The sequence below is a fragment of the Winogradskyella marincola genome (assembly GCF_029624125.1).
In the GTDB taxonomy this organism is placed as follows: domain Bacteria; phylum Bacteroidota; class Bacteroidia; order Flavobacteriales; family Flavobacteriaceae; genus Winogradskyella; species Winogradskyella marincola.
Genome location: NZ_JARSBN010000004.1, coordinates 203953 through 229346, shown reverse-complemented (window position 1 = coordinate 229346; position 25394 = coordinate 203953). Strand labels below are relative to the sequence as shown.

Here is a 25394-nt window from a genome sequence, read left to right as displayed (position 1 = left end):
AATGTATCAAAATTGATAAAGTGTATAACGGTATAAAATTTTTATTTTATGCTAAGTGTAGAATCTCTGATAATAAGATTACTCCTCACTTCAATGGTTTTATTTATTAATTCTACATTAGGGTTGTCAATTTCCTGAATAAGGTATTTGACTGCTGTTGCACCTATTTTTTGTCCAGGTTGGTCAACTGTTGTAAGCTGTGGTTCAATTATAGTAGAGTTGAGAGAGTTACTAAATCCTACCACTGCGATGTCTTCAGGAATTTTAACTTTATGTTTTTTTAAAGTTTTAATAGCACCTATTGCAGCACCATCTGTTATTGCAAAAATGGCATCGGGTTTCTCTTTTAAACTCATTAAAATATTGGTCATTTGCTCACCTTGGGTAAGTGAAATATCTTCTACTGTTAATATTATTTTTTCATCAATTGGTAAATTATAGTCTTTAAGAGCTCTAAGGTAACCAGCAAAACGTTTTTCAGAATTATAAGAAAATTGCGTCTCTTTAATAATGGCAATACGCTTTTTACCTATGTTAATTAAATGTTCTACGGCATTGTAAGCAGCTTCTTCTTCATTTATAACCACTTGGGTACAAGGTATTTTGTTAGAAGCTTTGTCTAATAAAACAAGTGGTAGAGTGTGCATCACTTTTAAAATAGAATCAATATCGCGTGTCATTTTTGAGATTGACATAAGTACACCATCAACTCCAAATTGAATCATGGTGTTAAGCATTTCTGTTTGTTTTACAACATCGTTGTTAGATTCTGAAACAATTACTCTATAGCCACGCAAGGATGCTTCTTCTAATATGCCTCTTATTAGTGTGGTAGTAAAGTAATGAGTAATGTTAGGTACCACAACTCCAAGGATATTTGTTTTGTGAGCTCTAAAACCTTTAGCAAAGATATTAGGAATATAATTCACTTCAGACGCCAAGGCCTGAACCCGTTTTCTGGTCTCTGAGCTGATGTCTGGATGATTGTTAAGAGCACGGGATACAGTTGAAATGGATAATCCAAGTTGCTCTGCCATAGCTTTTAGGGTCGGAATCGATTTTTTCATTTGTTTAATAATTTATGCAATCGTTTTCGCAAACGTTTGCGTGCAAATTTCATAAATTTTATCCAATAATGTTATGAATATGTTAATAGATTTATGAAAAAATAACAAATACATAAACCAATGAAAAAATTACTACTCTCAATTTTACTCGCTTTCAGTGTTTTTAGTTTGTTTTCGCAAACAGAAGTCAAGGGTAAAGTATTAGACGAATCAGGTGTTGCTATTGCAGGTGCTAACGTATTGATAAAAGGCAGCGCTTCTGGTTCAATTTCAGATTTTGATGGTAACTTTAATTTTACTACTAATCTATCTGGTGAGCAAACCATTCAGGTTTCTTATGTAGGTTTTACAACCTTCGAAAAAGTCATTAATTGTGATGGCTCTACTATTAATTTAGATATTGTTTTAGAAGAAGGAGGCAATGCTTTAGATGCAGTAGTTCTTACAGCCTCTTCTACGTTTAGATCTCAAAAAGATACACCAATGTCTATTACCGCTATTAAGCAAGCCGAAATTGTGAAGCTTTCTGCTAACAGTCAAGCAGACATTTTAAGAAGTGTACCAGGTATTACCGCTGAAGGTGGTGGTGGTGAAACTGCAACAAATTTATTTATAAGAGGTTTACCTTCTGGAGGACAATATGTTTTTAATCCTTTAATGTATGACGGAGTACCTCTAATGAGTACGTTTGGCTTAAATTCTTCTGCGCATGATGTATATGCAAGACCAGATATTGGTTTTAAAGGCGTAGAATTTGTTAGAGGTGGTGCTTCTATACTTTATGGTCCAGGTTCTGTTTCTGGTATGATTAATTATACAAGCAAAACAGGTGATACTAATGCAGAGAATATTATTAATATGGAATACGGCAATAGAGGAAGGCTTAAAACAGATTTTTATTCTGGAGGACGTTTGGGAGGTGAAGACTCTAATACCTTTTATGCCGTAACTGGTTTCATAAGAAAAGATAGTGGTCCTATAGAAACAGGTTTAGACACACGAGGATTTCAATTAAGAACAAATATTAAACAAAAGTTTGAAAATGGTTCTTTAACTGTTCATGGGCAGTTTATAAATGATCGTGCACAATTCTTTTTACCATTGCCTCTAGAGGGTGGATCTAGAGAGCGTATAGCAGGTAATGATGGCGATGATGTAGAGCAATTATTGTCTGGTGAATTAGCTAATACGTCTTTTTTAACACCTGGAGGTGTTTACGAAAGCCCAATAGATGACGGTGTTTATACAAAAGGTGGTTATTTATTAGCAGATTTTGATTATAACTTAAGCGATAATCTAAAGTTTAAATCAAAAATTAGATACGCAAATTACCAACACAATTTTGCGTTATATGTTGGCGGTAATGGTGATTACGGAAACCCAATTTCGTTATCGGATTACGTGTCTGAAGTTGCACCTGGTAATACAGGATATAGTGCAACTTACCAAGGTGGCTCTACAGACCAAATAAATGGCAGTGATTTAGTTGTAGAAAACTTACATATAGATAGATTACGTCCTATGACAGATTATTCAGGGGAGGCTAATTTTATTTACAATGCACCAGGTGGTAACCATACTTTTACAGGAGGTGTGTATTTAGCAAGAACAGAGGCTGAAGATGTTAACTATCAGTACCGAGTTTTATCAGAATTTAATAATAATCCACAGTTAGTAAATTTAAGTTATACAGATGCAGGTGGTGCTAATGTTGTTTATTCAGAAGGTGGGTTGTACAATAGAATTGGTATGACATCAAATAGATTTTTAACTCAGAGTAGAACAGCATTTTACATTACGGATGAAATGAAATTTGATAGATGGAGATTTGATGTTGGCTTTAGAATTGAAAATACTAAAGGTACTTTTAGAAATGGAGGTTTAACAGATACACAAGTTTACGATAACCCAGATTTAACAACAGAATTAAGCACTGTAAGATATGCTGACGGTAGTTTTACAACAGGTGAAGTTGATGCTACAGATTGGGCAGTGTCGTTAGCTGGATTGTATGAGTTAACAGAATCTACAAATCTTTATGCAAACTTTTCTAAAGGATATTTTATTCCACAATTAAGAGGATTTGCACCAGTGCCAGGTATTAGAGATACTGAGTATGATATGGAGAAGATATTACAAGGAGAAATAGGTGCAAAGTTTGGAACGTCTAAATTCTCTGGGACAGCTGCATTGTTTTATGTTGGTTTAAGTGACAGAATTAAAATTACTCAGGCTATAGTTGGTGGTGAGCTTGTAGATCAGGCACGTTCTACCCAAGCAACAAGAACTTTTGGTTTAGAGGCGACAGCTAAATATAGATTTAATGATGACCTTTCTGCTTTTGCTACGTTTACATACCAAGACCACGAGATAACTGAAAATTTACAAGAAAACTTAGTAGATAACACCTCTTCAGAGGTTAATGTTGGTAACGAGTTGGCAAGACAACCAAACATACTTGGAACATTAGGGTTAAACTATGATAATCAAAAGTTTGATGCAGTATTCTCAGTAAATCATACAGGCTCTAAGTTTACAGATGATACTAATAATGTTGAGCTAGATGCTATTTCAATATTTAGATTAGGAGCTGGTTATACATTCGAAACCCAAGGGGATAGTTCACTTAGAGTCGGTTTTTCAGTATTTAATTTATTTGATAGTCAAGGTCTTACTGAAGGTAATCCAAGAGCTGGAATTGCAGGACAATCTGATGACGGTGAATTTTTCCTGGGAAGACCAATTCTACCACGACGATTTTTTATAACAACAACGTTTAATTTTTAAGATTGATTGATTGAGTAGCAAAGCATTGGCCTCTCGTTAGTGTCAATGCTTTCTTTTTACAATCATTTTCAACAACACAAACTATGAGTAAAGACAACCTACAAGAAAAAGCAAAACATATTCTTGATGCTAACTTTAATGAAGATAAAGGATTTACAATACCTTGTGAAGGCTTATATCCTTTTCAATGGAATTGGGATTCAGGCTTCATAGCTATCGGATTTGCCCATTACGATAGTAACAAAGCAAAACGAGAAGTAGAAGCGTTATTAAGAGCGCAATGGGAAAACGGATTTATTCCTCACATCGTATTTCATAACGATAGTGATACTTATTTTCCGGGTCCAGATTTTCACTTATCAAAACTTCATCCATTAGCATCAAAAAGTCACAGAACAACTGGTATGACGCAACCGCCAGTATTAGGATTTGTACTTAAAGAAATTTATGATATTGTAGATGATAAAGAGGATATGCTAAATTTTATTAAGCAAAACATAGACAAAGTTTTCTTTAACCATCAACATTTTTACAACCACAGAGACCCAAATCAAGAAGGATTGGTCTTCATATATCATAATTGGGAATCTGGTACAGACAATTCACCAATTTGGGACGATATTTGGGAGACTATGGATCCACCAAACTATAAGTTTGAAAGAAGAGATACCACACACGTCGATGCAGCGCAAAGACCAACAAATAGAGAGTATGACTACTATCTTCATTTAATTGAAATTGCAAAAGCGCATAATTACGATGACGCAAAAATTGCAGAATTATCACCATTCTTAGTACAAGACCCATTATTTAATGCCATGCTTATTAAATCTAACGAAGCATTAATTGAATTGTATGAAATGATTGGTGATTCCGAAGATAAAATAAGTACATTAAAAGCTTGGCAAGAAAAGGCAATAACAAGATTTAACGAAAAGCTTTATAACGAAAAATTAGGGGCTTACGTACATTACGATTTAAGAAACGAAAAGCAGATAGAACATCTTTCGTCTTCATCTTTTGCACCTTTATTTTCCAATATACCAACAAAAGAACACGCTGACGTAATGGTAAAAACGCTAATCAAAAAGTTTGGAGGAGAAGACCGTTATCTTTGTGCATCTTTCGACCCAGAAAGTGATAGGTTTAATCCAAAAAAATATTGGCGAGGACCAATTTGGATAAATCTTAATTGGATGCTTTATAATGGACTAAATAATTATGAATTTACTGATATTGCTAACCGTGTAAAAGAAGATTCTATAACACTAGTAGAAAAATATGGTTTCTTCGAATATTTCGATTCTAGAAAATCTGTAACAGAACATGCTGGGTACGGAGGAAATAACTTTTCTTGGAGTGCAGCATTATTACTAGATTTATTAAAAGACTAAAAGCAACTTAAATGAATTGGCTAGATTACACCATTATAATTGTATATCTCATAGGTTTTGTGGCTATGGGCTATTTCTTCAAAGAAAATAAAGATTCTAAAGATTATTTTTTAGGAGGAAAAAGTTTAGGTTGGTTTCCGTTAAGTTTATCAACTATGGCAACCCAATTATCAGCCATTAGTTTTATTTCAGCACCAGCTTTTGTCGGTCTAAAAGCTAACGGAGGATTAAAATGGCTAACCTTTGAGTTTGGTGTACCTCTAGCTATGATTGGGATAATGTTTTTCATAATTCCACCTTTATACAAATCAGGTATTGTTAGTATTTATGAATATCTAGAGCGTAGGTTTTCTAAGTCTACTCGAAAATTAATTAGTGTTGTTTTTCAAATTAGTAGAGCTTTAGGAACAGGCGTAATGGTATTTACTATGGCATTAATTATACAAGCTGTAGTTGGTATAAGTTTTCATTGGACGCTAATTATAATAAGTATTGTTACACTTATCTATTCGTATCAAGGTGGTATGAAAGCAGTTGTTTGGGGCGATGCAATACAAATGATAATTCTGTTTTCAGGATTAATAATTTGCCTTATCGTTGGTTATTCTTTAATGGAACAAACCGGAACATTTACAGGTTTTAATGCCGAAAGATTACAGGTTATAGACCTGTCTAATTTAGGCGTTTTTCAAGATGAAGAATATGGCTTTTGGCCAATGCTTTTAGGTGGCTTGTTTTTGTATTTATCATATTACGGGACAGACCAAACCCAAGCACAACGTTTATTATCTGCAAAAGACGAAGGTACAATAAGAAAACTTTTAATGGCTAACGGTTTGCTAAGATTTCCGGTAGTGCTAGTGTATTGTATCATGGGATTAATTATTGGCTATTTAGTAAGTAATATTCCAGAGTTTTATCAAAGCATACAAGAAACAACGCGTGTGCATTATCCTGCAGAATATGCAACTTCTGGTATAAAACCAGATTTAATGATGCCAGTATTTATTACCAAATATTTACCAAATGGATTAATAGGTATTTTAATGGTTGGTATCTTATCTGCTGCTATGTCTTCATTAAGTTCTACCATTAATTCTTTAAGTGCTGTAACTATCGAAGATTTTTTTAATAGTGGAAAAAACAAGCTGTCCGAAAAACGCTATATGGTATTATCTAAAGGACTTGTTGTTTTTTGGGGTGTAGTTTGTATACTTGCAGCATATCTTTTTGGTAATAGCCAAAGCACAGTTATAGAGCTTATTAACGCTATTACGTCCTTGTTTTATGGGCCAATATTAGCTGCTTTTGTTATTGCAATATTCTTAAAAAAAGTTAATCATATTGGTATGAATGCCGCTATTATAACATCGGTAGCAGTAAACCTTATTTTTAAATACTTACCAGAGTTAGTCTACTTTTTCACACAAGGTCAGTTTTATTCGGGTCAAGATTCTATTCACCTAGCATTAGCAGATTTAGGATATAATAATGTGCCAGATATTTTTTGGATTTGGTACAATCTTACAGGATTTATAATAGCAATTTTAGTTGCCATTTTAGTGAGTAAATTAACCCATAAAGTGCCAGCAAAACAAATAGAGATGGATTATAAAGTTAGCTTTAAGGATTTATTTAAAAAGGAAAGTATTATACTAATTTCATTCTTTGTTTTTATACTTATAGTAAGTTCATTTTTACCTAATATTTTAAGCTAAAAAATGAAAATTGTATTAGCACCAGACAAGTATAAAGGCTCATTATCAGGCTTAGAGTTTTGTAACATTGTAGCACCAATTTTAAAGCAAACCGTAAATGCAGAGGTCATTAACGTGCCTTTAGCAGATGGAGGAGATGGTACTATTGAAGTTGTTAATTATTACCTTAACGGAAACAACATAGAAGTTGAAGTTAATAATCCGGTATTTAATAAGGTAAAAGCAAACTATCTATATGCCGAAGAGTCTAAAACAGCTTTTATAGAAATGGCTGAAGCATCAGGTTTAAAGCTATTAAAACCAGAAGAGAAAAATTGTATGAATACCACAACCTTTGGTACAGGACAATTAATTCTCGATGCGATTAATAAAGGAGCAAAACACATCATTTTAGGAATTGGTGGAAGTGCTACAAACGATTGCGGAATTGGTATGGCAACCGCTTTAGGATATCGTTTTTTAGATGAAACTAATAACCAAGTGAAGCCAATTAGTAGCGAGCTAATAAATATTAAATCTATTGATGATACGCATGTAAATCCACAATTAAAATCAGTTAGCATACAAATAGCATGCGATGTCACAAATCCACTTTTCGGTACAAATGGTGCAGCACATGTCTACGCAAAACAAAAAGGTGCTTCAAAAAGTGATATTGAATATTTAGATCAAGGTCTTCAAAGTTTTTCAAAAGTTTTAGATGCTCATTTCAATACAAATGTTCAAGACATTGCTGGAGCAGGAGCAGCTGGCGGAATGGGCGCAGGTTGTGTTACTTTTTTAAACGGAACATTATCACCAGGAATAGAACTAGTAAAACAAATAGCTAATTTTGATAATAAAATTAAAAACGCAGATTGGATTATTACAGGAGAAGGCAAGCTAGACAGCCAAACACTTTCAGGTAAAGCAATAGATGGTATCTTAAAATCTGCAAAATCAAAAGGGATTAAAGTAGCAACATTTTGTGGTAGTGTGGATTTAAGTCAAGTGGCACTTCAAAATATAGGCATACAATACAGTGCATCCATCATAGATAAAGCAAAAAATTATGAAGATGCTCTAATAAATACAGAAGATTATCTTAAGACGATAATCCAACAATTTGTTGCAGAAATTAATAAGTGACCTATTTCTTTTTATCAGGATTCAATAGAATGGCATACACCTGAAACCCAAAACCTATAAGCACTAAAGTTGGTGCTAAGCGAATACGTCTCCAGCTAAATACATCTGGATTCCAAACATTAGGATCGTCACTTCCTCCGCCAGACATTAATACAAAACCAACAACAACAAGTGCTAAGCCAATAAGCATAAACTTATAGTTCTTTTTTCCGAAGATAAACTCTGCTTTAGATTGTTCTTTACGTTTTTGTTCGCCCATGTGAATTGGATTATTGTTGCAAAGTAATAGTTTTATTTAAAACTTTTGCGTTAAGAGAATCTAAATTTAATAATACAGCTGATCTGTTTTTAAATTCAAAAAACGTTGTGTGGCTATAAAGGTGCTAATCCAGGTGATGATTACACCCAACACAAAAACACCAACAAAAAGACCTGCAATCATTACTGTGTTTCTAAGCAATTCTAACTCTGGGAAATATTGGTCTAAATAATACAGTACAACTGCCATACCAGCTAAAGCAACAATAGCTCCTACAATACCAAGTTGAACGCTTTTCCATATAAAAGGTCTGCGGATAAAGCTTTTTGTAGCGCCAACCATTTGCATGGTTTTAATAATAAATCGTTTTGAATATACTGCCAAACGAATAGAACTGTTAATCAATAATACAGCAATAAGCGTAAATAATCCACTAATAATAAGTACCCAAAAACTAATTTTCTTCACGTTATCATTCATTAGTTCTACAAGGTCGTTGTCATATTTTATTTCTTCAATAAACGATTTGGTTGAAAGACTTTCAGAAATTTCACTGAGCTTTTCAGTCGTTACAAAATCAGCTTTTAAGTATACGTCAATCGAATTTTTTAACGGATTATAACCCACAAAATCCATAAAATCTTCACCTGTTTCTGCTTTCATCATTTCAGCAGCTTCCTCCTTAGAGACATAAGTAGCTTCTTTAGAATAGTCTGCCATTGCCAAACTTTTCTTCAACTGATTAACTTCAACCTCTTTTGCAGTATCATTCAAATAAATCGTCATCACCACTTGCTCCTTAAAATGATCAGCTACTTTTTTAGAATTAATAACCAAAAGACCAAGACAGCCTAACAGGAATAAAACCAATGCAATACTGATAACTACAGAGATGTATGAAGAAATTAATTTTCGTTTTTGATACTTGTCAAAAGATGATGCCATATAGTGTGGATTAATGATGTAAAAATAAAAAAGAAAAGTTATGTAGAGTAATACAACGTTTAGTTTTTAATTGTGTTGTAATACCACTAAATTTGCAGACTTAAATGCGCGCAAAGCCACTAAGCTGCAAAGATTATTTTCTGAATTTAACTTTGCGTCTTTGCGACTTTGCGAGAAAACACGGTAAGCAGTATTATGAAATACAACTTCAACGACATAGAGAAAAAGTGGCAAGACTACTGGGCAAAAAACGAAACCTTTAAAGCGTCTAATAACAGCGATAAACCAAAATACTACGTACTAGATATGTTCCCTTACCCAAGTGGAGCTGGTTTGCACGTAGGGCATCCGCTAGGTTATATAGCAAGTGATATTTATGCACGTTACAAGCGTCATAAGGGGTTTAATGTTTTGCATCCACAAGGCTACGATTCGTTTGGTTTACCTGCGGAACAGTATGCGATACAAACAGGTCAGCATCCTGCGGTAACGACTGAGGCTAACATTGCAACCTATCGTCGTCAGTTAGATCAAATCGGGTTTTCATTCGATTGGAGTAGAGAAGTACGTACAAGTAATCCGGAATATTACAAATGGACACAATGGATTTTCATTCAGTTGTTTGAATCGTGGTACAATTACGATAGCAACAAAGCAGAACATATTGATACCTTAATCAAAATGTTTGAAGCTGAAGGAAATGCCAACGTAAATGCAGCTTGCGATGATGATATTAATCCGTTTACTGCTGAAGAATGGAACGCTTTTTCAGAAACTGAAAAACAAGATATTCTTTTAAAATACAGATTGACCTATTTAGCAGAAACCGAAGTAAATTGGTGTCCTGTTTTAGGAACCGTTTTAGCCAATGACGAAATAGTGAATGGCGTTTCAGAACGTGGTGGTTATCCTGTAATCCGTAAAAAAATGACCCAATGGAGTATGCGTATTTCGGCTTATGCAGAACGCTTACTTCAAGGTTTAGATACTATTGATTGGACAGATGCCCTTAAAGACATTCAAAAAAACTGGATTGGAAAATCGGTTGGTGCTTCAGTAACGTTCAATGTAAAAGATTATGATGCAACTATCGAAGTCTTCACAACAAGACCTGATACCATTTTCGGTGTGTCTTTTATGACGCTTGCACCAGAGCATGAGCTTGTGTCGCAAATTACAACAGACGAACAAAAAGCTGAGGTGGAAGCCTACATAGAAGCCACTGCAAAACGTAGTGAGCGCGACCGTATGGCAGATGTAAAAACCATTTCTGGTGTGTTTACAGGTGCGTATGCCGAGCATCCATTTACCAAAGAGCCTATTCCGATTTGGATAGGAGATTACGTATTGGCAAGCTACGGCACAGGAGCTGTTATGGCAGTACCTTGTGGAGACCAACGTGATTTTGATTTTGCAAAACATTTCAATATTCCGATACCAAATATTTTTGAAGGAGTAGATATTTCTGAAGAAGCTTTTGCATCTAAGGACAATGTTAAGATTGCCAATAGCGATTTCCTTGATGGAATGAACTATAAGAAAGCGACTAAACGTGCTATTTTCGAATTAGAGCAAATCGGTCAAGGCGAGGGAAAAACCAATTACCGTTTGCGTGATGCTGTGTTTTCTCGTCAGCGTTATTGGGGCGAACCATTCCCAGTGTATTACAAGGATGGTATGCCGCAAATGATAGATGAAAAACATTTACCACTAACTTTACCAGAAGTTGAAAAATACTTGCCAACTGAAGAAGGTGAACCACCATTAGGACGTGCAGACGTATGGGCTTGGGACACTAATACAAATACAGTTTGTCATTCTGAACTTGTTTCAGAATCTAAAGGTATTTACCCATTAGAATTAAACACCATGCCAGGTTGGGCAGGAAGCTCGTGGTACTTCTTCCGTTATATGGAAGAACAAGCCAACAGAGAGGAAGCCTTTGCTACTGAAGACGCACTTAAGTATTGGGAAAATGTAGATTTGTACATTGGAGGTAGCGAGCACGCGACAGGACACTTATTGTACTCACGCTTTTGGGTAAAGTTTTTATACGATAGAGGTTTTGTTGGAGTTGATGAACCCTTTAAAAAGCTGATTAACCAAGGGATGATTTTGGGAGAAAGTGCTTATCTCAAAAGAGTAGGTGTCAATTTAACATTTTCAGGAACTGAAGAAATTTTTGCTAATAAGATTGAGGCTACTGTTGGTTACGGTGCTTTAAAATCTTTAACAAAAGATGAAAAGGAGAAACTAAGAAAATTACAAGAAAAGTACTCATTTATTAAAGAATACTTTTTAGATGAAGATTTATTGAAACATTTCAAAAGAGATAAAAACGAAGATGAAAAGAGTAAAGAAATAAGAGATAAATTTGTTGATATCGCCTTAAAGAATTTAAATGATGAATTAAAAGAAATAGGTGTTTATGACAAGGTAAGAGTTTCGTTTACACCTTTAATTAATAATTTCAATTTTTATAAAACCCACGTCCCAATTGAATTTGTGAATTTAAAGAATGAATTAGATGAAGAAGCTTTAAAAAAATCGAATTTAGGTTATGAAAATGCTACTTTCTTAACAGAGAAGAATGAAAAATTTGTTGTTAGTAGAGAAGTCGAAAAAATGTCCAAGTCCAAATACAATGTTGTTAATCCAGATGACATTGTAGCAGATTATGGCGCTGACAGCTTACGTTTGTATGAAATGTTCCTTGGGCCATTAGAACAATACAAACCTTGGAATACTGCAGGTATTACAGGAGTACACGGTTTCCTTAAAAAACTGTGGAAGTTGTATAATGACGACAATGGGTCTAAAGTTACTGATGCTGAGCCTACGAAGGACAATTTAAAGACGCTTCATAAAACCATTAAAAAGGTTGAGGAAGATATCGAGAATTTCTCGTTTAATACGTCTGTTTCTACCTTTATGATTGCTGTAAACGAGTTAACAGCGCAAAAGTGTACAAGTAAAGAAATATTAGAACCATTATTAGTGTTAGTGTCGCCTTACGCGCCACATATTGCAGAAGAGTTATGGGAACAATTAGGGCATAATGAGTCTATTTCTACAGCACCTTTCCCAAAATTTGAAGAAAAGCATTTGGTAGAGAGTTCTAAAAATTATCCGATTTCATTTAATGGAAAAATGCGTTTCACGTTAGAATTACCATTAGATATGAGCAAGGATGAGATTGAAAAAACTGTACTAGCACACGAAAAAACACAAGAACAGTTACAAGGTCGCACACCAAAAAAGGTGATTGTTGTACCAGGTAAGATTGTGAACATTGTTGGCTAACCGATTCCTACAAAAGCAGGAATCTAATAATTAATTGTCAGTTCATGTGTTCTGACAGATTGCTTTGGGATTTATCCGGAACATTGTGGAAAACACAGTTCTCATTTTAATAATATTACTATGAAATTAAGGCTAAATAGAAAAAATACCATTGGGTTAATTTTCTTTTTAGCCTTTGTTATTAGTACGTCTCTTATTTTTCAATTTGAAGAACGTTTTACAACAGAGAACTGGAAATCTAACCATACAACTCGCTATAAAATGGTAGATGACCTTATTGAATCTCAATTGTTGATTGGTAAAACCTCAGAAGAGGTCATCGAAATTTTAGGTCATCCGAGTACCACACGATATAAAAAATCAGAATTGTTTGTGTATAACATTGGTAAAGAACCAAGTTTTTTTGAAGTTCAACCAGATCGTTTGGTGGTAATTTTTGTAGATAATAAAGTAGATTTAGTGTCTTTGGCTGTTGAGTAAATTTTTTCAGTTCGAGTATGATTTTAACATCTCGATACTTTTCTTCTTGCCTCACAAGTACTTGATGTGACGCTTTTGATTTTTCGCTTTAACGAAAAAATAATTATTTCATCTATTGCTGTATTGAATTGGAAAACAGTGTTTTATTGTGAAATATTTAAAATATAATCTTCAAAATAATAATTCCTAAAAAATAGCTTTCAAATCACTCTAATATTTGGATAGGTAGATTTTTTAAGTGTATTTCATAGTGCTATTAACCACAATACAACAGCAAATGAAAATCGGAGTCCCAAAAGAAATCAAGAACAACGAAAACCGTGTTGGTATGACACCAGCTGGAGTTTTTGAACTTATTAAAAACAATCATACGGTCTATATTCAAAAAAATGCTGGATTAGGCAGTGGCTTTTTTGATGAAGATTACAAAGAGGTTGGCGCTACTATTCTAGATACAATTGATGAAGTTTACGCTTCTGCCGAAATGATTGTAAAGGTGAAAGAGCCAATTGCGGTTGAATATGATTTGATAAAACCACATCATGTGGTATTCACGTATTTTCATTTTGCTTCTAGCGAACCTTTAACCAAGGCGATGCTAAAAAGCAAAGCAGTTTGTATTGCCTATGAAACTGTAGAGGATGAAGATGGTACATTACCTCTATTAACACCAATGTCTGAAGTTGCTGGTCGTATGGCCATTCAACAAGGTGCAAAATATCTTGAAAAACCAATTAAAGGACGTGGAGTCTTATTAGGTGGAGTGCCAGGTGTGCCACCAGGAAAAGTTTTAGTGTTAGGTGCTGGAGTTGTTGGAATCCAAGCGGCAAAAATGGCTGCAGGTCTTGGTGCTCATGTAACAATTATGGATATTAATATGAAGCAATTACGTTATGTTAATGATGTAATGCCAAACCACGTGGTTACAGAGTTTTCGAGCGAATTTAATATAAGAAAACGAATTAAAGATCACGACCTTATTGTTGGTGGTGTGTTAATTAAAGGAGCAAAAGCGCCAAAGTTAATCACACGAGATATGCTAAAGGACATGCGACCAGGAACAGTAATAGTGGACGTGGCTGTAGACCAAGGAGGTTGTATTGAAACCACAAAGGCAACTACTCACGAGAATCCGACTTACATTATTGATGACGTTGTACACTACTGTGTTGCAAATATGCCAGGTGCTGTACCTTACACGTCTACTTTAGCATTGACAAACGTAACCTTACCTTATGTACTTAGATTAGCCAATCAAGGTTGGGAAGTAGCATGTGCTAAAGACCAATCGTTAAGAAAAGGAATCAATATAGCCAACGGCAAAATTATTTATGAAGAAATTGCAGAAGCCTTCAATTGGTCTGTTGATGCAATGTAAGGCTTGCGACTGACAAAATTTCTTAACTCAAATTTGGCTTATTTTTTGCAATCCATTTAGTACATTTACATAAACTTAAATTTTAAAATTATGAATGGAATGATGGGATATTACGTGCTAATTGGTGCCATTGCTTTGGTGAGCTGGTTAGTGAGTAATCAACTTAAACGTAAATTTGCTAAGTATTCCAAAGTGCAATTGCGCAATGGAATGAGTGGTCGTGAGATAGCTGAGAAAATGTTGGCAGATAATGGAATTTATGATGTTGAGGTAATTTCTACACCAGGACAATTAACAGATCATTACAATCCAAAAAATAAAACAGTTAACCTAAGTGAGGCAGTATATAATCAGCGTAATGCAGCAGCTGCAGCAGTAGCAGCGCACGAGGTAGGCCATGCTGTGCAACACGCCCAAGCTTATAGTGCCTTAGGTATGCGTTCAGCATTGGTGCCAATAGTTAGTGTAACTTCTGGTATGTCTCAATGGTTGGTTATAGGTGGTTTAATCCTTGGTGCAGCAGCAGGTGTTGGATTTGGATATTGGATTGCAGTTGCTGGTCTGGTATTTATGGGTTTTGCAACACTATTCAGTTTTATTACACTACCAGTAGAGTACGATGCCAGTAATAGAGCGTTAGCTTGGTTAAAGGCTAAGAATGTGGTGACACCTGAAGAATATAAAGGATCTGAAGATGCGCTTAAATGGGCAGCAAGAACTTATTTGGTAGCTGCGATTGGTGCATTAGCTTCATTATTATATTGGGCTCTGCAAGTGTTTGGCGGAAGAGATTAAAAAGAAAGCATTTTTAAATAAAAATTAAAAGCTCTGAGAAATCAGGGCTTTTTTTGTATTGTCTTAGTAAATAAATACTTACATTGCAGTAAATAAATACCAATCAATTATGGAAAACCGAATACCAAATGAATTACCAGAACGTGTAATGGTAAGTAGTCTGTCTGAAGTAGAACGTGCAGCTTTTTATAGAAAAACTTATGCTCATGTAGCAGGTGGAGTCTTAGCTTTTGTGCTTTTTGAATACTTATTGTTACAGAGTGACACAGTTATAAATTTTATGCTGTCTATGACACAAGGTTATAAGTGGTTGTTACTATTAGGCGGTTTTATGCTAGCTACTAATTATGCTGAAGGATTGGCGCTTAAAACTACAGATAGAAATATGCAATATCTTGCTTATGGTATCTACATATTTTTTGAAGCTGTAATCTTTATACCAATGATTTACATAGCAGTTAAATACATGGATTCTGGGTCAGAGATTCTTAATCAGGCAGCTATAGTAACCTTAGCGTTGTTTACAGGTCTTTCTGCTGCAGTATTGCTAACAAAAACGGATTTTTCATTCTTAAAAACAGGTTTAACTATTGGCTTTTTTGTGGCTATAGGGTTAATCATAGCAGGAACAATCTTTGGTTTTGACTTAGGATTATGGTTTTCTGTAGCTATGTGTTTATTAGCAGGAGGTTCTATTTTGTATCAAACGTCTAACCTGGTTAATAAGTATTCAGTAGATCAATACGTGCCAGCAGCATTAGGGTTATTTGCATCATTAATGTTATTATTCTGGTATATCTTAAGAATTTTTATGTCTAGAGATTAAAGACAATTAATCATAAAAAAAAGCTCTGAGAAATCAGAGCTTTTTTTGTTTTAAACCTTTATTTGTCGGTTGATTTGTTCTTGTAAAGAAATGAAAGTTTCTGTTCTGGAAACACCACTTATACTTTGTACTTGTGTGTTAAGTAGGTGCATTAAATGTTCGTTATCCTTAGATAGCACTTTTATAAAAATACTCCAGTGACCAGTAGTGTAATGGCATTCTATAACTTCCGGAATCTTTTTTAGTTGTTTTACAGCTTCAGGATTACTAACGGCTTTATCTAAATATACACCAACAAAAGCCATAGTTGTATAACCAAGAACTTTTGGGTTAATAATAAACTTAGAGCCAGCCAATAGTCCAGATTTTTCAAGCTTTTTTAGTCTTTGATGTATGGCAGCACCAGAAATACCAACATTCCTGGCTATTTCTAAAATAGGTGTTCTGGCATCTTCCATTAAAGCTCTTAGAATCTTTTTGTCAATACCGTCTATATAAATGCCTTTGTCATTAACTTTCATAGTTTCATCTATTAGATTGAAAGTTAAAAATAATAAAATGATTATATATTTTAAATATTTAAAGGATTATACCCTAAATATGGTACTTTACTTTCTTTAAATTGTACACCATAGGTTTTTAGCGCTTCTAAAATAGGTGTGTATACTTCTTTAGAAATAGGAATTTGTACTCCAGGCGTTTTTATTTTTCCGTTTAAAATATCTAATGTAGCTATTGCAACAGGTAAGCCAACTGTTTTAGACATGGCAGTATACGTTTGGTCTTCACCAACCACAACCATAGTAGAGTCTATTTGGCGTTTTTCTCCATCAATCTCATACCCAAATTTGTGGTACATTACAATCATGTCTTTATCTTCAGGATCTAATGTCCAGCTATCCATTAAAATCTTTTGAAGGATTTCTGCAGGAGTTGCTTTATCGAGTTCTACCATTTTTTTAGCACTAAAAATATCAAGTTCTAAAAACTTATCCCAAACAATATCGTCTTGGTCAATTTTAAGAGCGTGTCTAAATTTTAATTCTACAGAATCTGTTGGGCTGTATGGTAAAAACGCATTAACAAAGTCTCTGTAGCTCATGTTTTTGCTGTCATCTATGGTGTAGCTATCGTCTGTCATGCCTAATTGCACAAACACATTCCAAGCTCTACTAAAACCAACACGTCTCATTGTACCTCTATACAATGTTTTGATGTTTTCTAAACCGTAAACATTTTGATATTTTAAGGAGTCTCTGTTAGCATAAGCCTCAAAACGACCATAACCATCAACATTTAAAAACTCGGTACGTCTAAATAATCTGCCATAAGGAATGTATTTAAACTGATTTTCCTGTAAAAACTTAGCAGCTCCGCCTTGTCCTGCAACAACAACATTTCTAGGATTCCATGTAAATTTATAGTTCCATAAGTTGTTATCACTTTCAGGAGCTACCAAACCGCCAGTAAAGGATTCAAATAAAATCATTTTACCTCCATTATCTCTAATACGGTCTATCACTTGCATAGCACTCATGTGGTCAATACCAGGATCTACACCTATTTCGTTCATAAATATAAGGTTGTTGGCTTTAGCAGCTTCGTCTAAAGCTTCCATTTCTTTGCTAACATAAGATGCAGTAACCATATGTTTTTTGTAAGTAATACAGTCTTTGGCTACTTCAATATGAAAACGAGCAGGTAACATTGATACAACAATATCTGCATCTTTTACAGCATTGCTTCTAGATTCTGAATTAAAAACATCTAGGTGAATGATATTTACATTCGCATGATTACTAACAAGTTTTTTAGCATTTTCAACATTGAGATCTCCTATAGTAATCTGAAGATTTTCGGATTGAGATTTGTCTAATAAATATTTTATAAGGTATGATGAAGATTTTCCTGCACCAATGATTAAAATCTTTCGCATAGTGGCTTTATATAAGTAATTTTGTAATGCACGAATGTAATAAATACACTAAGCAAAAGAAACCAAAAACACACTTTACTTATGAACAAAAACATTTTAATAGGAGGTTCAATTTTAGGAATTTTAGGAATAATTTTAGGAGCCTTTGCAGCACATGGTCTAGAAAAATTAGTAGATGCAGAAGCTATAAATACCTTTGAAACAGGTGTTAGGTATCAAATTTATCATGCCTTTTTTTTACTAATTTTAGGCGGAACATCTTTTGTGAATGTAAAGGTTAAAAAAGTAGTTTTTTATCTGGTTTTAGTAGGTGTTTTATTCTTCTCTGGTTCTATATATGGCTTGGCAACTAACGAGCTCTCAAGTTTTGATTTTAAGACAATTGCAATGATAACACCAATTGGAGGCTTATTGCTAATAACTGCTTGGGTCTTAATGTTAATAGGTGTTATAAGAAATAAGAACGATTAATGTCTTTTAGCAATGTCTTTTTAAAATAAAGTTATAATTTTGCAGCCTAAACAACACAAAAATTATGGTAAACCATACTCCTTCAGCGAAAACGATTTCGTTAGAAAACTATGGCATTAAAGGTGCCACAATCCACTATCAAATGACTCCAGATCAACTCCATAACGAGACCATAGAAAAGGGTCAGGGAGTTGAAGCATCGTCTGGTGCACTTGCTATTAATACAGGTGAGTTTACAGGACGTTCTCCTATGGATAGATTTATCGTTAAGGACGATATAACTAAAGATAAAATTTGGTGGGGAAATATCAATATAGCTTTTGATAGCGATAAGTTTGATAAGCTTTATGACAAAATCACAGCATATTTGTCTAATAAAGAGATTTATGTTAGAGATAGTTATGCTTGTGCAGATCCTAATTACAAAACCAACATTCGTGTTATCAACGAGTACCCTTGGAGTAATTTATTTGCTTACAATATGTTTTTACGTCCTACAGAAGACGAGTTGAAAGACTTTTCTCCTGAATGGACTGTGATAAATGCGCCAGGTTTTATGGCAGAAGCAGAAATAGATGGTACACGTCAGCATAACTTTGCAATTTTAAATTTTACCAAAAAGACAGCTATTGTTGGTGGTACTGGTTATACAGGAGAAATTAAAAAAGGTATTTTTTCTGCTTTAAATTTCGAATTACCTGTTTTCAAAAATACTTTACCTATGCACTGTAGTGCTAATGTTGGTAAGGATGGAGATACTGCTATCTTTTTTGGACTTTCTGGTACAGGAAAAACAACATTATCTACAGATGCTAACCGTAGTTTAATAGGTGATGATGAGCATGGTTGGACTAGCGAAAACACTGTTTTTAATTTTGAAGGCGGTTGCTACGCTAAGGTTATTAACCTTTCAGAAGAGCAAGAACCAGAAATTTTTGGCGCTATTAAGAAAGGAGCTATTTTAGAAAATGTTATTATGGATGATAAAGGCAATGTAGATTTTGCTGACACATCTATAACTCAAAATACAAGAGTAAGCTACCCTATTTATCATATAGAAAATATTAAAACACCTTCTATTGGTAAAAATCCTAAGAATATTTTCTTCTTAACAGCAGATGCTTTTGGTGTGCTACCTCCAATTTCAAAATTAACTCCAGCGCAAGCTGCATACCATTTTATTTCTGGTTACACAGCAAAAGTAGCAGGTACAGAAGCAGGAGTAGTAGAGCCGCAACCGTCGTTTTCTGCTTGTTTTGGTGCGCCATTTATGCCGTTGCACCCAACAGAATATGCAGATATGCTTAGCAAGAAAATGAAAGAAGCAGGTGTTAATGTTTGGTTGGTAAACACAGGCTGGACAGGTGGTCCTTATGGTGTAGGTACTCGTATGAAATTAAAGTACACACGTGCTATGATTAATGCAGCTTTAAATGGAGATTTAGGTCTTTATGACTACGATAATTACCATATTCACTCTGTATTTGGTGTGGCTCAGCCTAGACAATGTCCTGGTGTGCCAACAGAGGTGTTGAGTCCTAGAACAACTTGGAATGATGATGATGCTTATTATAAAATGGCATTTAAATTAGCGAATGCTTTTAGAGATAACTTCAAAAAGTTTGAGTCTTATGCTTCTGAAGAAATTAGAAGAGGAGGACCACAGCGTTATGCGTTTTAAGTCAAACAATAGATAAATAAAAAAGCGATTCTAACATTTAGAATCGCTTTTTTTATATTGAGTTTTTTATAAACTTACTTTCCTTTATTAACACTATCAATGTACTTCTGTAAAGCCATAGTCATTGAAGGTGTTTCTGGAGTTGGTGCAGCAATATCTACACGCAATCCTTTTTCTTTTACAGCTTTTATTGTTGTGTTTCCAAATACAGCAATACGAGTATCGTTTTGCTTAAAATCTGGGAAATTGTGAAATAAAGATTCTATACCAGAAGGGCTAAAGAATACTAAGATATCATAGTATACATTAGCTAAATCAGATAAGTCGCTTATTACTGTTTTGTAAAATGTAGCTTGTTTCCAGTTTACTCCTAAGCTGTCTAAAGTATCAGGAATAATAGGTTTTACCTTGTCTGTAGTTGGTAATAAGAATGATTCGTCTTTGTACTTTTTAATTAAAGGCATTAAGTCTTCAAAAGTACGCTTACCAACATAGATTTTACGTTTTCTGTAAACCACATATTTCTGTAAGTAGTAAGCAACAGCTTCAGACTGGCAAAAGTACTTCATAGTATCTGGTACTTTAAAGCGCATTTCGTCTGCTACTCTAAAAAAATGATCAACAGAATTTCTACTTGTAAGAATAATAGCAGAAAACTTGGCAAGATCTATTTTTTGTTGTCTAATTTCTTTTGCTGAGACACCTTCTACATGAATAAAAGGTCTAAAGTCTACTTTTACTTTTTGCTTTTCCTGCAAATCAAAGTACGGAGAATTCTCTATTTTAGGCTCTGGTTGCGATACTAAAATCGTCTTCACTTTCATATATAAACCCCTTTTTTAAACGTTATACTCGCTAACGACCTTATATAAAAGCACATAAGGTGCGATTTCGAGAGCGCAAAGATACAATAAAAAATAGAAAAAATTTGGATTTATTATTTTTTGATAGTTTCTGAATGAAGTGATAAACCCAATGAGATTTATTAAAAATATAATGGCAAAAGATGCTATTATTATAATTTTTGGATTTGTACTGGTGTAGAGTAACAGTAAGTTAGTGATAATTAAAACTAAACCAGAGTAGTTTAGAAACGTAATTTTTTGAAACAAATAGGCATCAATAATACTATCAATTTCAAATAAACTAGCTATTAAACGCTCTAAAAGTGTTTTAATAATGACTACAGTTGCGATAGCAAGTAGTAGTTTTAAAAAAGAAATTAGCTCAAATGTTAACGGAGAAACAAAAGTAGAGTAGCAAAAATATAAAAACACACTTCCAGAAAATGCCAGATTAAGAAATAGCAAACCATCAAAAGGGTCTATAAATTTCTGATCCTTACTATAAATCTTAAGGTATTTAGAGTTTCCGATTATAGATACAAAATCGCTAAAACGCAAAGCGTTGAGATACTTAGCCAAGGCTATGGCAAAAATCCCAAAAACAGTAAGTATCGTAAACCACTCGTGAGTAATATAGTTCCTCATATTGCTAAATTATAAAGAAAATAAGGCTTTACATAATTAAAATCTTAATAAAGCTATAACAGTTTTTAATCCGTTAAAAACTTTACATTTGTCAAAATTTTATCAGTAACAAAAAATCCAGTTTTTAAAAGTATTTATATGTCTGACGCACTTGTTATAATCCCAACATATAATGAGATTGAAAATATAGAAACGATATTAAGAGCTGTGTTTTCGCAAGAGAAGTTGTTTCATGTTTTGGTTGTAGATGATAACTCGCCAGATGGTACTGCAGATAAAGTTAAAGCTTTACAAAATGAATTTTCGGGTCAGTTACATTTATTGCAACGCGACAAAAAGAATGGTTTGGGAGCTGCTTATATTGCTGGTTTTAATTGGGCTTTAGAGCAGTCTTATGACTTTGTTTTTGAGATGGATGCCGATTTTTCTCACAATCCAGACGATTTAATAAAGTTGTACAACGCTTGCGCCTTTGATGATGCAGATATTGCAGTAGGATCTAGATATGTTAAAGGTATTACAGTGGTTAATTGGCCATTGTCTAGAATACTTTTATCTTATGGAGCCTCCAGATATGTAAGATTAATTACAGGTCTTAAAGTAAAAGACTCTACAGCTGGTTTTATTTGTTACAAAAGAAAAGTATTAAACACTATTAATCTAAATAAAGTAAAATTCGTAGGCTATGCATTTCAGATTGAAATGAAATTTAAAGCTTATAAAAAAGGCTTTAAAATTGTAGAAATTCCTGTTATTTTTAAAGATAGAATAAAAGGAAAATCAAAAATGAGCGGAAGTATTATATCTGAAGCTATTTTTGGAGTTATTAGTTTGAAATTGAAAAGTTTATTCACGAAGTCTTAAAGAAAATGAAAAGACAAACCCTCATAAAAAACGCTAAAATTGTCAACGAAGGAAAAATTGTTGAAGGCGATATACTCATAGAAGACGATATTATAAAAGAAATAGATAGTTCTATTAGCGTAAAGTCTGCTGATATAACTGTAATAGATGCTGAAGGAAATTATGTTTTACCTGGTATGATAGACGATCAGGTGCATTTTAGAGAGCCTGGCTTAACGCACAAGGCTAATATAGAAACAGAATCTAAAGCCGCTTTAGCAGGTGGTATTACATCCTTTATAGAGATGCCAAATACCAATCCGCAAACCACAACAGTAGAAAAACTAGAAGAAAAATTTGCCATAGCCGCAGAGACAGCTTATGCTAATTATTCTTTTATGTTTGGAGGTACTAATGATAATTTAGATGAAATTTTAAAAGTAGATCCAAAAACAGTAGCTGGATTAAAGCTGTTTTTAGGCTCATCTACTGGAAATATGTTAGTAGACGACCCAAAAGTTATCGAAAAGATATTTTCTAGCACAGATATGGTTATCTCAGTACATTGTGAAGACGAAGCTACAATAAAAGAAAATCTTGCAAAATATAAAGCAGAATACGGAGATGACATACCAATGGAGAAGCATCCAATAATAAGAAGCGAAGAAGCTTGTTATTTATCATCTTCAAAAGCTATAGAATTAGCAAAAAAGACAGGAGCAAGACTACATGTGTTTCATCTTTCAACAGGAAAAGAAACGAGTCTGTTCTCTAACAAAGTTCCTTTAAAAGATAAGAAAATAACTGCAGAGGTTTGTATACATCATTTATGGTTCTCTGATGAGGATTATGCCAAAAAAGGAAGTCATATAAAATGGAATCCTGCTGTAAAAACGTCTAAAGATAGAGATCAGTTGCTTAAAGCTCTGTTAGATGATAGAATAGACGTTATAGCTACAGACCACGCTCCACATACTCTCGAAGAAAAAAATAACCCTTATACCAGCGCTCCTTCAGGTGGACCATTGGTGCAGCATGCTCTGGTTGCATTATTAGAAATGCATCATCAAGGCAAAATTTCTATCGAAAAAATTGTTGAAAAAGCAAGTCATAATCCTGCTATTCTTTTCGATGTAGAAAAACGAGGTTACCTCAAAGAAGGGTATTTCGCAGATTTAGTTATAGTTGATATTAATAGTCCTTGGACTGTAAATAAAAGTAATATTTTGTATAAATGTGGTTGGTCTCCTTTTGAAGGTAGTACTTTTAAAAGTAGAATAACGCATACTTTCTTAAATGGGCAGCTGGTTTATAACAATTTTAAAGTATTAAACGTTAAAGCAGCTAAACGATTAACTTTTAATAGATGAAAAGATATGTGCTCTTACTAGTTTTATCTGTATTTGTATTTTCTTGCGAAAAGCGAAACAGACCACCAAAGCCGAGTAATCTTATTACCAAAGATAAGATGGAGAGTATTCTATACGATCTTTACGTTATTAATGCAGCAAAAGGGGTTAATAGAAAGCTATTGGAAGATAAAGGTATTGTGCCAGAATCTTATGTTTTGAATAAGCACCAAATAGATAGCGCCCAGTTTGCTCAAAGTAATGCCTATTATGCTTTTGATCCAGATTTGTATAAAATAATGGTAGAGAAAGTAAGAACAAGGTTAGAAAATGAAAAAAAAGCGATTGAGGACTCAGAAAAAAAAGCTGGTAAAGAAGCAAAACGAAGAAGAGACTCTATTAGTCGTATAAACGAAAAACGAAGAGACTCTATAAAAAAAGCTTTAAAACAAGAAGTAAGCGGTTAATTTAGCTTTCTTTCAAATCTTTTTGATACAATTTGCAAATTTCTTCAATAGATTGATTTATAGGTTTAAACTCAAAATCTAATGCTTTTTTAATTTTTGAGTTATCATATTGGGTAATGCTAACAGCAGATTTTGCTGTATGTTTTACAAAACTTCTTCTTGATCCTGTGATTTTATGTTTTAGCCAATCTAAACGCCAGGCGACGTTGAGAAGCCATGGCTTAGCTTCTTTTTTAGGTGGTTTTACATTTAAATTTGTGGCTACTTTATATTGAAAATCTTTGAAACTAAGGTTCTCAGAAACTAAAATGTAATTTTCGTTTTTAATGTCGCTATTCATAAGTAAAACCATAGCGTCAACCACATCAAAAACATCAACATACCCAACAACACCGTTTACATAGTGCGTCATGCCTTCGTGTATTTTTCTGAATAAATTGCCGCTACTACCACCTTTCCAATAGCCAGCACCAAGTATAATCCCAGGATTAACAATAACAGCATCTAAGCCTTCTTGTGTACCTCGCCAAACTTCGAGTTCTGCACCATATTTGGTAATGGCATAAACACTATTGTCGTCTTCAGGATTCCAGGCAGTCTGTTCGGTAATGAGTTTAGAAGAATCTGCATAATGCCCAATAGCAGCGATAGAGCTTATGTAACAGAGTTTTTTTATGGAGTGACTAATGCATAGATTAACAATGTTAGCAGTGCCTTGAATGTTGACTCTACGTAATTGATGGTATTTGTTAGGTTCAAAAGAAACAAAAGCAGCACAATGGTATACATGCGTTACGTCTTTAAAAGCAGTTTGTAGTTTTGGGATGTCATTGAGATCGGCTTCTGCCCAATCAATTTTTTCAAATAACTCTTCAGCATTATCAGAAAAATAGTTAAACACATGCTTAACGCGCTTTAAAGTTTTTTCACGTCTGTAAATTGCACGTACATTTTGCCCATTTGAGACCAACTTGTAAAGCAAATGTGAACCAACTAATCCTGTTCCTCCTGTAACTAAAATCATAAGGCTAAATTACGTTAAAATTGTCTTTTGTCTTTTAATGTGGAAACATATCT

22 protein-coding genes are annotated in these 25394 nt (G+C 34.0%); 14 read left to right on the top strand and 8 right to left on the bottom strand.

Annotated elements, in window-relative coordinates; genetic code table 11:
- Positions 1-41: 41 nt before the first annotated feature.
- Complete coding sequence (locus P7122_RS08850; RefSeq protein ID WP_278005429.1) at positions 42-1067, bottom strand: LacI family DNA-binding transcriptional regulator; 1026 nt, start codon at positions 1065-1067, stop codon at positions 42-44.
- Between the two features lie 120 nt (positions 1068-1187).
- Between P7122_RS08850 and P7122_RS08845 the strand changes: the two genes are divergently transcribed.
- The 4 genes from P7122_RS08845 (at position 1188) to P7122_RS08830 (ending at position 8094) form a co-directional block, all read left to right on the top strand.
- Positions 1188-3854 carry a TonB-dependent receptor gene (locus P7122_RS08845; RefSeq protein ID WP_278005428.1) on the top strand — a complete coding sequence of 889 codons (2667 nt, stop codon included), beginning with the start codon at positions 1188-1190 and terminating at the stop codon, positions 3852-3854.
- An 83-nt stretch (positions 3855-3937) separates the two neighbouring features.
- Positions 3938-5248, top strand: a complete 1311-nt coding sequence (locus P7122_RS08840) for an MGH1-like glycoside hydrolase domain-containing protein (RefSeq protein WP_278005427.1) — start codon at positions 3938-3940, stop codon at positions 5246-5248.
- 11 nt (positions 5249-5259) lie between these two features.
- The gene (locus P7122_RS08835) at positions 5260-6966 is read left to right on the top strand and encodes a sodium:solute symporter family transporter (protein ID WP_278005426.1); all 1707 of its coding nucleotides are present in this window, start codon (positions 5260-5262) and stop codon (positions 6964-6966) included.
- 3 nt (positions 6967-6969) lie between these two features.
- A complete protein-coding gene (locus tag P7122_RS08830) occupies positions 6970-8094 on the top strand; it encodes a glycerate kinase (RefSeq protein WP_278005425.1) in 1125 nt (374 codons plus the stop codon).
- A 1-nt stretch (position 8095) separates the two neighbouring features.
- On the opposite strand, the gene P7122_RS08825 is transcribed toward P7122_RS08830, so the two are convergent.
- Both P7122_RS08825 and P7122_RS08820 read right to left on the bottom strand, forming a co-directional pair.
- Positions 8096-8353, bottom strand: coding sequence for a DUF3098 domain-containing protein (locus P7122_RS08825; RefSeq protein ID WP_278005424.1), 258 nt, complete (start codon positions 8351-8353; stop codon positions 8096-8098).
- Between the two features lie 66 nt (positions 8354-8419).
- On the bottom strand, positions 8420-9298 hold the full coding sequence (locus tag P7122_RS08820) for a cell division protein FtsX (protein ID WP_278005423.1): 879 nt from the start codon (positions 9296-9298) through the stop codon (positions 8420-8422).
- Between the two features lie 195 nt (positions 9299-9493).
- On the opposite strand from P7122_RS08820, the gene P7122_RS08815 reads away from it, so the two are divergent.
- The 5 genes from P7122_RS08815 to P7122_RS08795 all read left to right on the top strand — a co-directional run bounded on the left by P7122_RS08815 (position 9494) and on the right by P7122_RS08795 (position 16080).
- A complete protein-coding gene (locus P7122_RS08815) occupies positions 9494-12601 on the top strand; it encodes a leucine--tRNA ligase (protein WP_278005422.1) in 3108 nt (1035 codons plus the stop codon).
- Between the two features lie 120 nt (positions 12602-12721).
- Complete coding sequence (locus P7122_RS08810; protein WP_278005421.1) at positions 12722-13081, top strand: hypothetical protein; 360 nt, start codon at positions 12722-12724, stop codon at positions 13079-13081.
- 277 nt (positions 13082-13358) lie between these two features.
- A complete protein-coding gene (gene ald, locus P7122_RS08805; RefSeq protein ID WP_278005420.1) occupies positions 13359-14459 on the top strand; it encodes an alanine dehydrogenase in 1101 nt (366 codons plus the stop codon).
- Between the two features lie 99 nt (positions 14460-14558).
- Entirely contained in the window at positions 14559-15254 is a 696-nt protein-coding gene (locus P7122_RS08800; RefSeq protein WP_278005419.1) for a zinc metallopeptidase, read from the top strand.
- Positions 15255-15363: 109 nt separating this feature from the next.
- Entirely contained in the window at positions 15364-16080 is a 717-nt protein-coding gene (locus tag P7122_RS08795) for a Bax inhibitor-1/YccA family protein (RefSeq protein WP_278005418.1), read from the top strand.
- 50 nt (positions 16081-16130) lie between these two features.
- Here P7122_RS08795 and P7122_RS08790 read toward each other — a convergent pair whose 3' ends face one another.
- Both P7122_RS08790 and P7122_RS08785 read right to left on the bottom strand, forming a co-directional pair.
- Positions 16131-16601: an Lrp/AsnC ligand binding domain-containing protein gene (locus P7122_RS08790; RefSeq protein ID WP_278005417.1), complete on the bottom strand. Its 471-nt coding sequence runs from the start codon at positions 16599-16601 to the stop codon at positions 16131-16133.
- Between the two features lie 50 nt (positions 16602-16651).
- Positions 16652-18016, bottom strand: coding sequence for a saccharopine dehydrogenase family protein (locus tag P7122_RS08785; protein ID WP_278005416.1), 1365 nt, complete (start codon positions 18014-18016; stop codon positions 16652-16654).
- Positions 18017-18097: 81 nt separating this feature from the next.
- Between P7122_RS08785 and P7122_RS08780 the strand changes: the two genes are divergently transcribed.
- Positions 18098-18487 carry a DUF423 domain-containing protein gene (locus P7122_RS08780; protein WP_278005415.1) on the top strand — a complete coding sequence of 130 codons (390 nt, stop codon included), beginning with the start codon at positions 18098-18100 and terminating at the stop codon, positions 18485-18487.
- Positions 18488-18551: 64 nt separating this feature from the next.
- Entirely contained in the window at positions 18552-20168 is a 1617-nt protein-coding gene (gene pckA, locus P7122_RS08775; RefSeq protein ID WP_278005414.1) for a phosphoenolpyruvate carboxykinase (ATP), read from the top strand.
- 74 nt (positions 20169-20242) lie between these two features.
- Here pckA and P7122_RS08770 read toward each other — a convergent pair whose 3' ends face one another.
- Complete coding sequence (locus tag P7122_RS08770; RefSeq protein ID WP_278005413.1) at positions 20243-20992, bottom strand: uroporphyrinogen-III synthase; 750 nt, start codon at positions 20990-20992, stop codon at positions 20243-20245.
- A 15-nt stretch (positions 20993-21007) separates the two neighbouring features.
- Positions 21008-21658 carry a DUF4271 domain-containing protein gene (locus P7122_RS08765; protein WP_278005412.1) on the bottom strand — a complete coding sequence of 217 codons (651 nt, stop codon included), beginning with the start codon at positions 21656-21658 and terminating at the stop codon, positions 21008-21010.
- 138 nt (positions 21659-21796) lie between these two features.
- On the opposite strand from P7122_RS08765, the gene P7122_RS08760 reads away from it, so the two are divergent.
- From P7122_RS08760 to P7122_RS08750, 3 genes are read left to right on the top strand one after another with little or no spacing between them, the layout of a single operon-like run.
- The gene (locus tag P7122_RS08760) at positions 21797-22522 is read left to right on the top strand and encodes a polyprenol monophosphomannose synthase (RefSeq protein ID WP_278005411.1); all 726 of its coding nucleotides are present in this window, start codon (positions 21797-21799) and stop codon (positions 22520-22522) included.
- Positions 22523-22527: 5 nt separating this feature from the next.
- On the top strand, positions 22528-23871 hold the full coding sequence (locus tag P7122_RS08755) for a dihydroorotase (protein WP_278005410.1): 1344 nt from the start codon (positions 22528-22530) through the stop codon (positions 23869-23871).
- On the top strand, positions 23868-24317 hold the full coding sequence (locus P7122_RS08750; protein ID WP_278005409.1) for a DUF4296 domain-containing protein: 450 nt from the start codon (positions 23868-23870) through the stop codon (positions 24315-24317). Before P7122_RS08755 ends, P7122_RS08750 begins: the two co-directional genes overlap by 4 nt.
- Before the next feature lies 1 nt (position 24318).
- On the opposite strand, the gene P7122_RS08745 is transcribed toward P7122_RS08750, so the two are convergent.
- On the bottom strand, positions 24319-25341 hold the full coding sequence (locus P7122_RS08745) for an NAD-dependent epimerase/dehydratase family protein (protein WP_278005408.1): 1023 nt from the start codon (positions 25339-25341) through the stop codon (positions 24319-24321).
- Positions 25342-25394: the final 53 nt, after the last annotated feature.

What these genes read in the sequence shown, in the direction of transcription:
- P7122_RS08765 (WP_278005412.1), bottom strand. Translation starts at nt 21,658, where the DNA reads ATGAGGAACTATATTACTCACGAGTGGTTTACGATACTTACTGTTTTT.
- P7122_RS08845 (WP_278005428.1), top strand. Translation starts at nt 1,188, where the DNA reads ATGAAAAAATTACTACTCTCAATTTTACTCGCTTTCAGTGTTTTTAGT.
- P7122_RS08840 (WP_278005427.1), top strand. Translation starts at nt 3,938, where the DNA reads ATGAGTAAAGACAACCTACAAGAAAAAGCAAAACATATTCTTGATGCT.
- P7122_RS08745 (WP_278005408.1), bottom strand. Translation starts at nt 25,341, where the DNA reads ATGATTTTAGTTACAGGAGGAACAGGATTAGTTGGTTCACATTTGCTT.
- P7122_RS08760 (WP_278005411.1), top strand. Translation starts at nt 21,797, where the DNA reads ATGTCTGACGCACTTGTTATAATCCCAACATATAATGAGATTGAAAAT.
- P7122_RS08790 (WP_278005417.1), bottom strand. Translation starts at nt 16,601, where the DNA reads ATGAAAGTTAATGACAAAGGCATTTATATAGACGGTATTGACAAAAAG.
- ald (WP_278005420.1), top strand. Translation starts at nt 13,359, where the DNA reads ATGAAAATCGGAGTCCCAAAAGAAATCAAGAACAACGAAAACCGTGTT.
- P7122_RS08815 (WP_278005422.1), top strand. Translation starts at nt 9,494, where the DNA reads ATGAAATACAACTTCAACGACATAGAGAAAAAGTGGCAAGACTACTGG.
- P7122_RS08835 (WP_278005426.1), top strand. Translation starts at nt 5,260, where the DNA reads ATGAATTGGCTAGATTACACCATTATAATTGTATATCTCATAGGTTTT.
- P7122_RS08755 (WP_278005410.1), top strand. Translation starts at nt 22,528, where the DNA reads ATGAAAAGACAAACCCTCATAAAAAACGCTAAAATTGTCAACGAAGGA.
- P7122_RS08780 (WP_278005415.1), top strand. Translation starts at nt 18,098, where the DNA reads ATGAACAAAAACATTTTAATAGGAGGTTCAATTTTAGGAATTTTAGGA.
- P7122_RS08770 (WP_278005413.1), bottom strand. Translation starts at nt 20,992, where the DNA reads ATGAAAGTGAAGACGATTTTAGTATCGCAACCAGAGCCTAAAATAGAG.
- P7122_RS08785 (WP_278005416.1), bottom strand. Translation starts at nt 18,016, where the DNA reads ATGCGAAAGATTTTAATCATTGGTGCAGGAAAATCTTCATCATACCTT.
- P7122_RS08830 (WP_278005425.1), top strand. Translation starts at nt 6,970, where the DNA reads ATGAAAATTGTATTAGCACCAGACAAGTATAAAGGCTCATTATCAGGC.
- P7122_RS08795 (WP_278005418.1), top strand. Translation starts at nt 15,364, where the DNA reads ATGGAAAACCGAATACCAAATGAATTACCAGAACGTGTAATGGTAAGT.
- P7122_RS08820 (WP_278005423.1), bottom strand. Translation starts at nt 9,298, where the DNA reads ATGGCATCATCTTTTGACAAGTATCAAAAACGAAAATTAATTTCTTCA.
- P7122_RS08750 (WP_278005409.1), top strand. Translation starts at nt 23,868, where the DNA reads ATGAAAAGATATGTGCTCTTACTAGTTTTATCTGTATTTGTATTTTCT.
- pckA (WP_278005414.1), top strand. Translation starts at nt 18,552, where the DNA reads ATGGTAAACCATACTCCTTCAGCGAAAACGATTTCGTTAGAAAACTAT.
- P7122_RS08825 (WP_278005424.1), bottom strand. Translation starts at nt 8,353, where the DNA reads ATGGGCGAACAAAAACGTAAAGAACAATCTAAAGCAGAGTTTATCTTC.
- P7122_RS08810 (WP_278005421.1), top strand. Translation starts at nt 12,722, where the DNA reads ATGAAATTAAGGCTAAATAGAAAAAATACCATTGGGTTAATTTTCTTT.
- P7122_RS08850 (WP_278005429.1), bottom strand. Translation starts at nt 1,067, where the DNA reads ATGAAAAAATCGATTCCGACCCTAAAAGCTATGGCAGAGCAACTTGGA.
- P7122_RS08800 (WP_278005419.1), top strand. Translation starts at nt 14,559, where the DNA reads ATGATGGGATATTACGTGCTAATTGGTGCCATTGCTTTGGTGAGCTGG.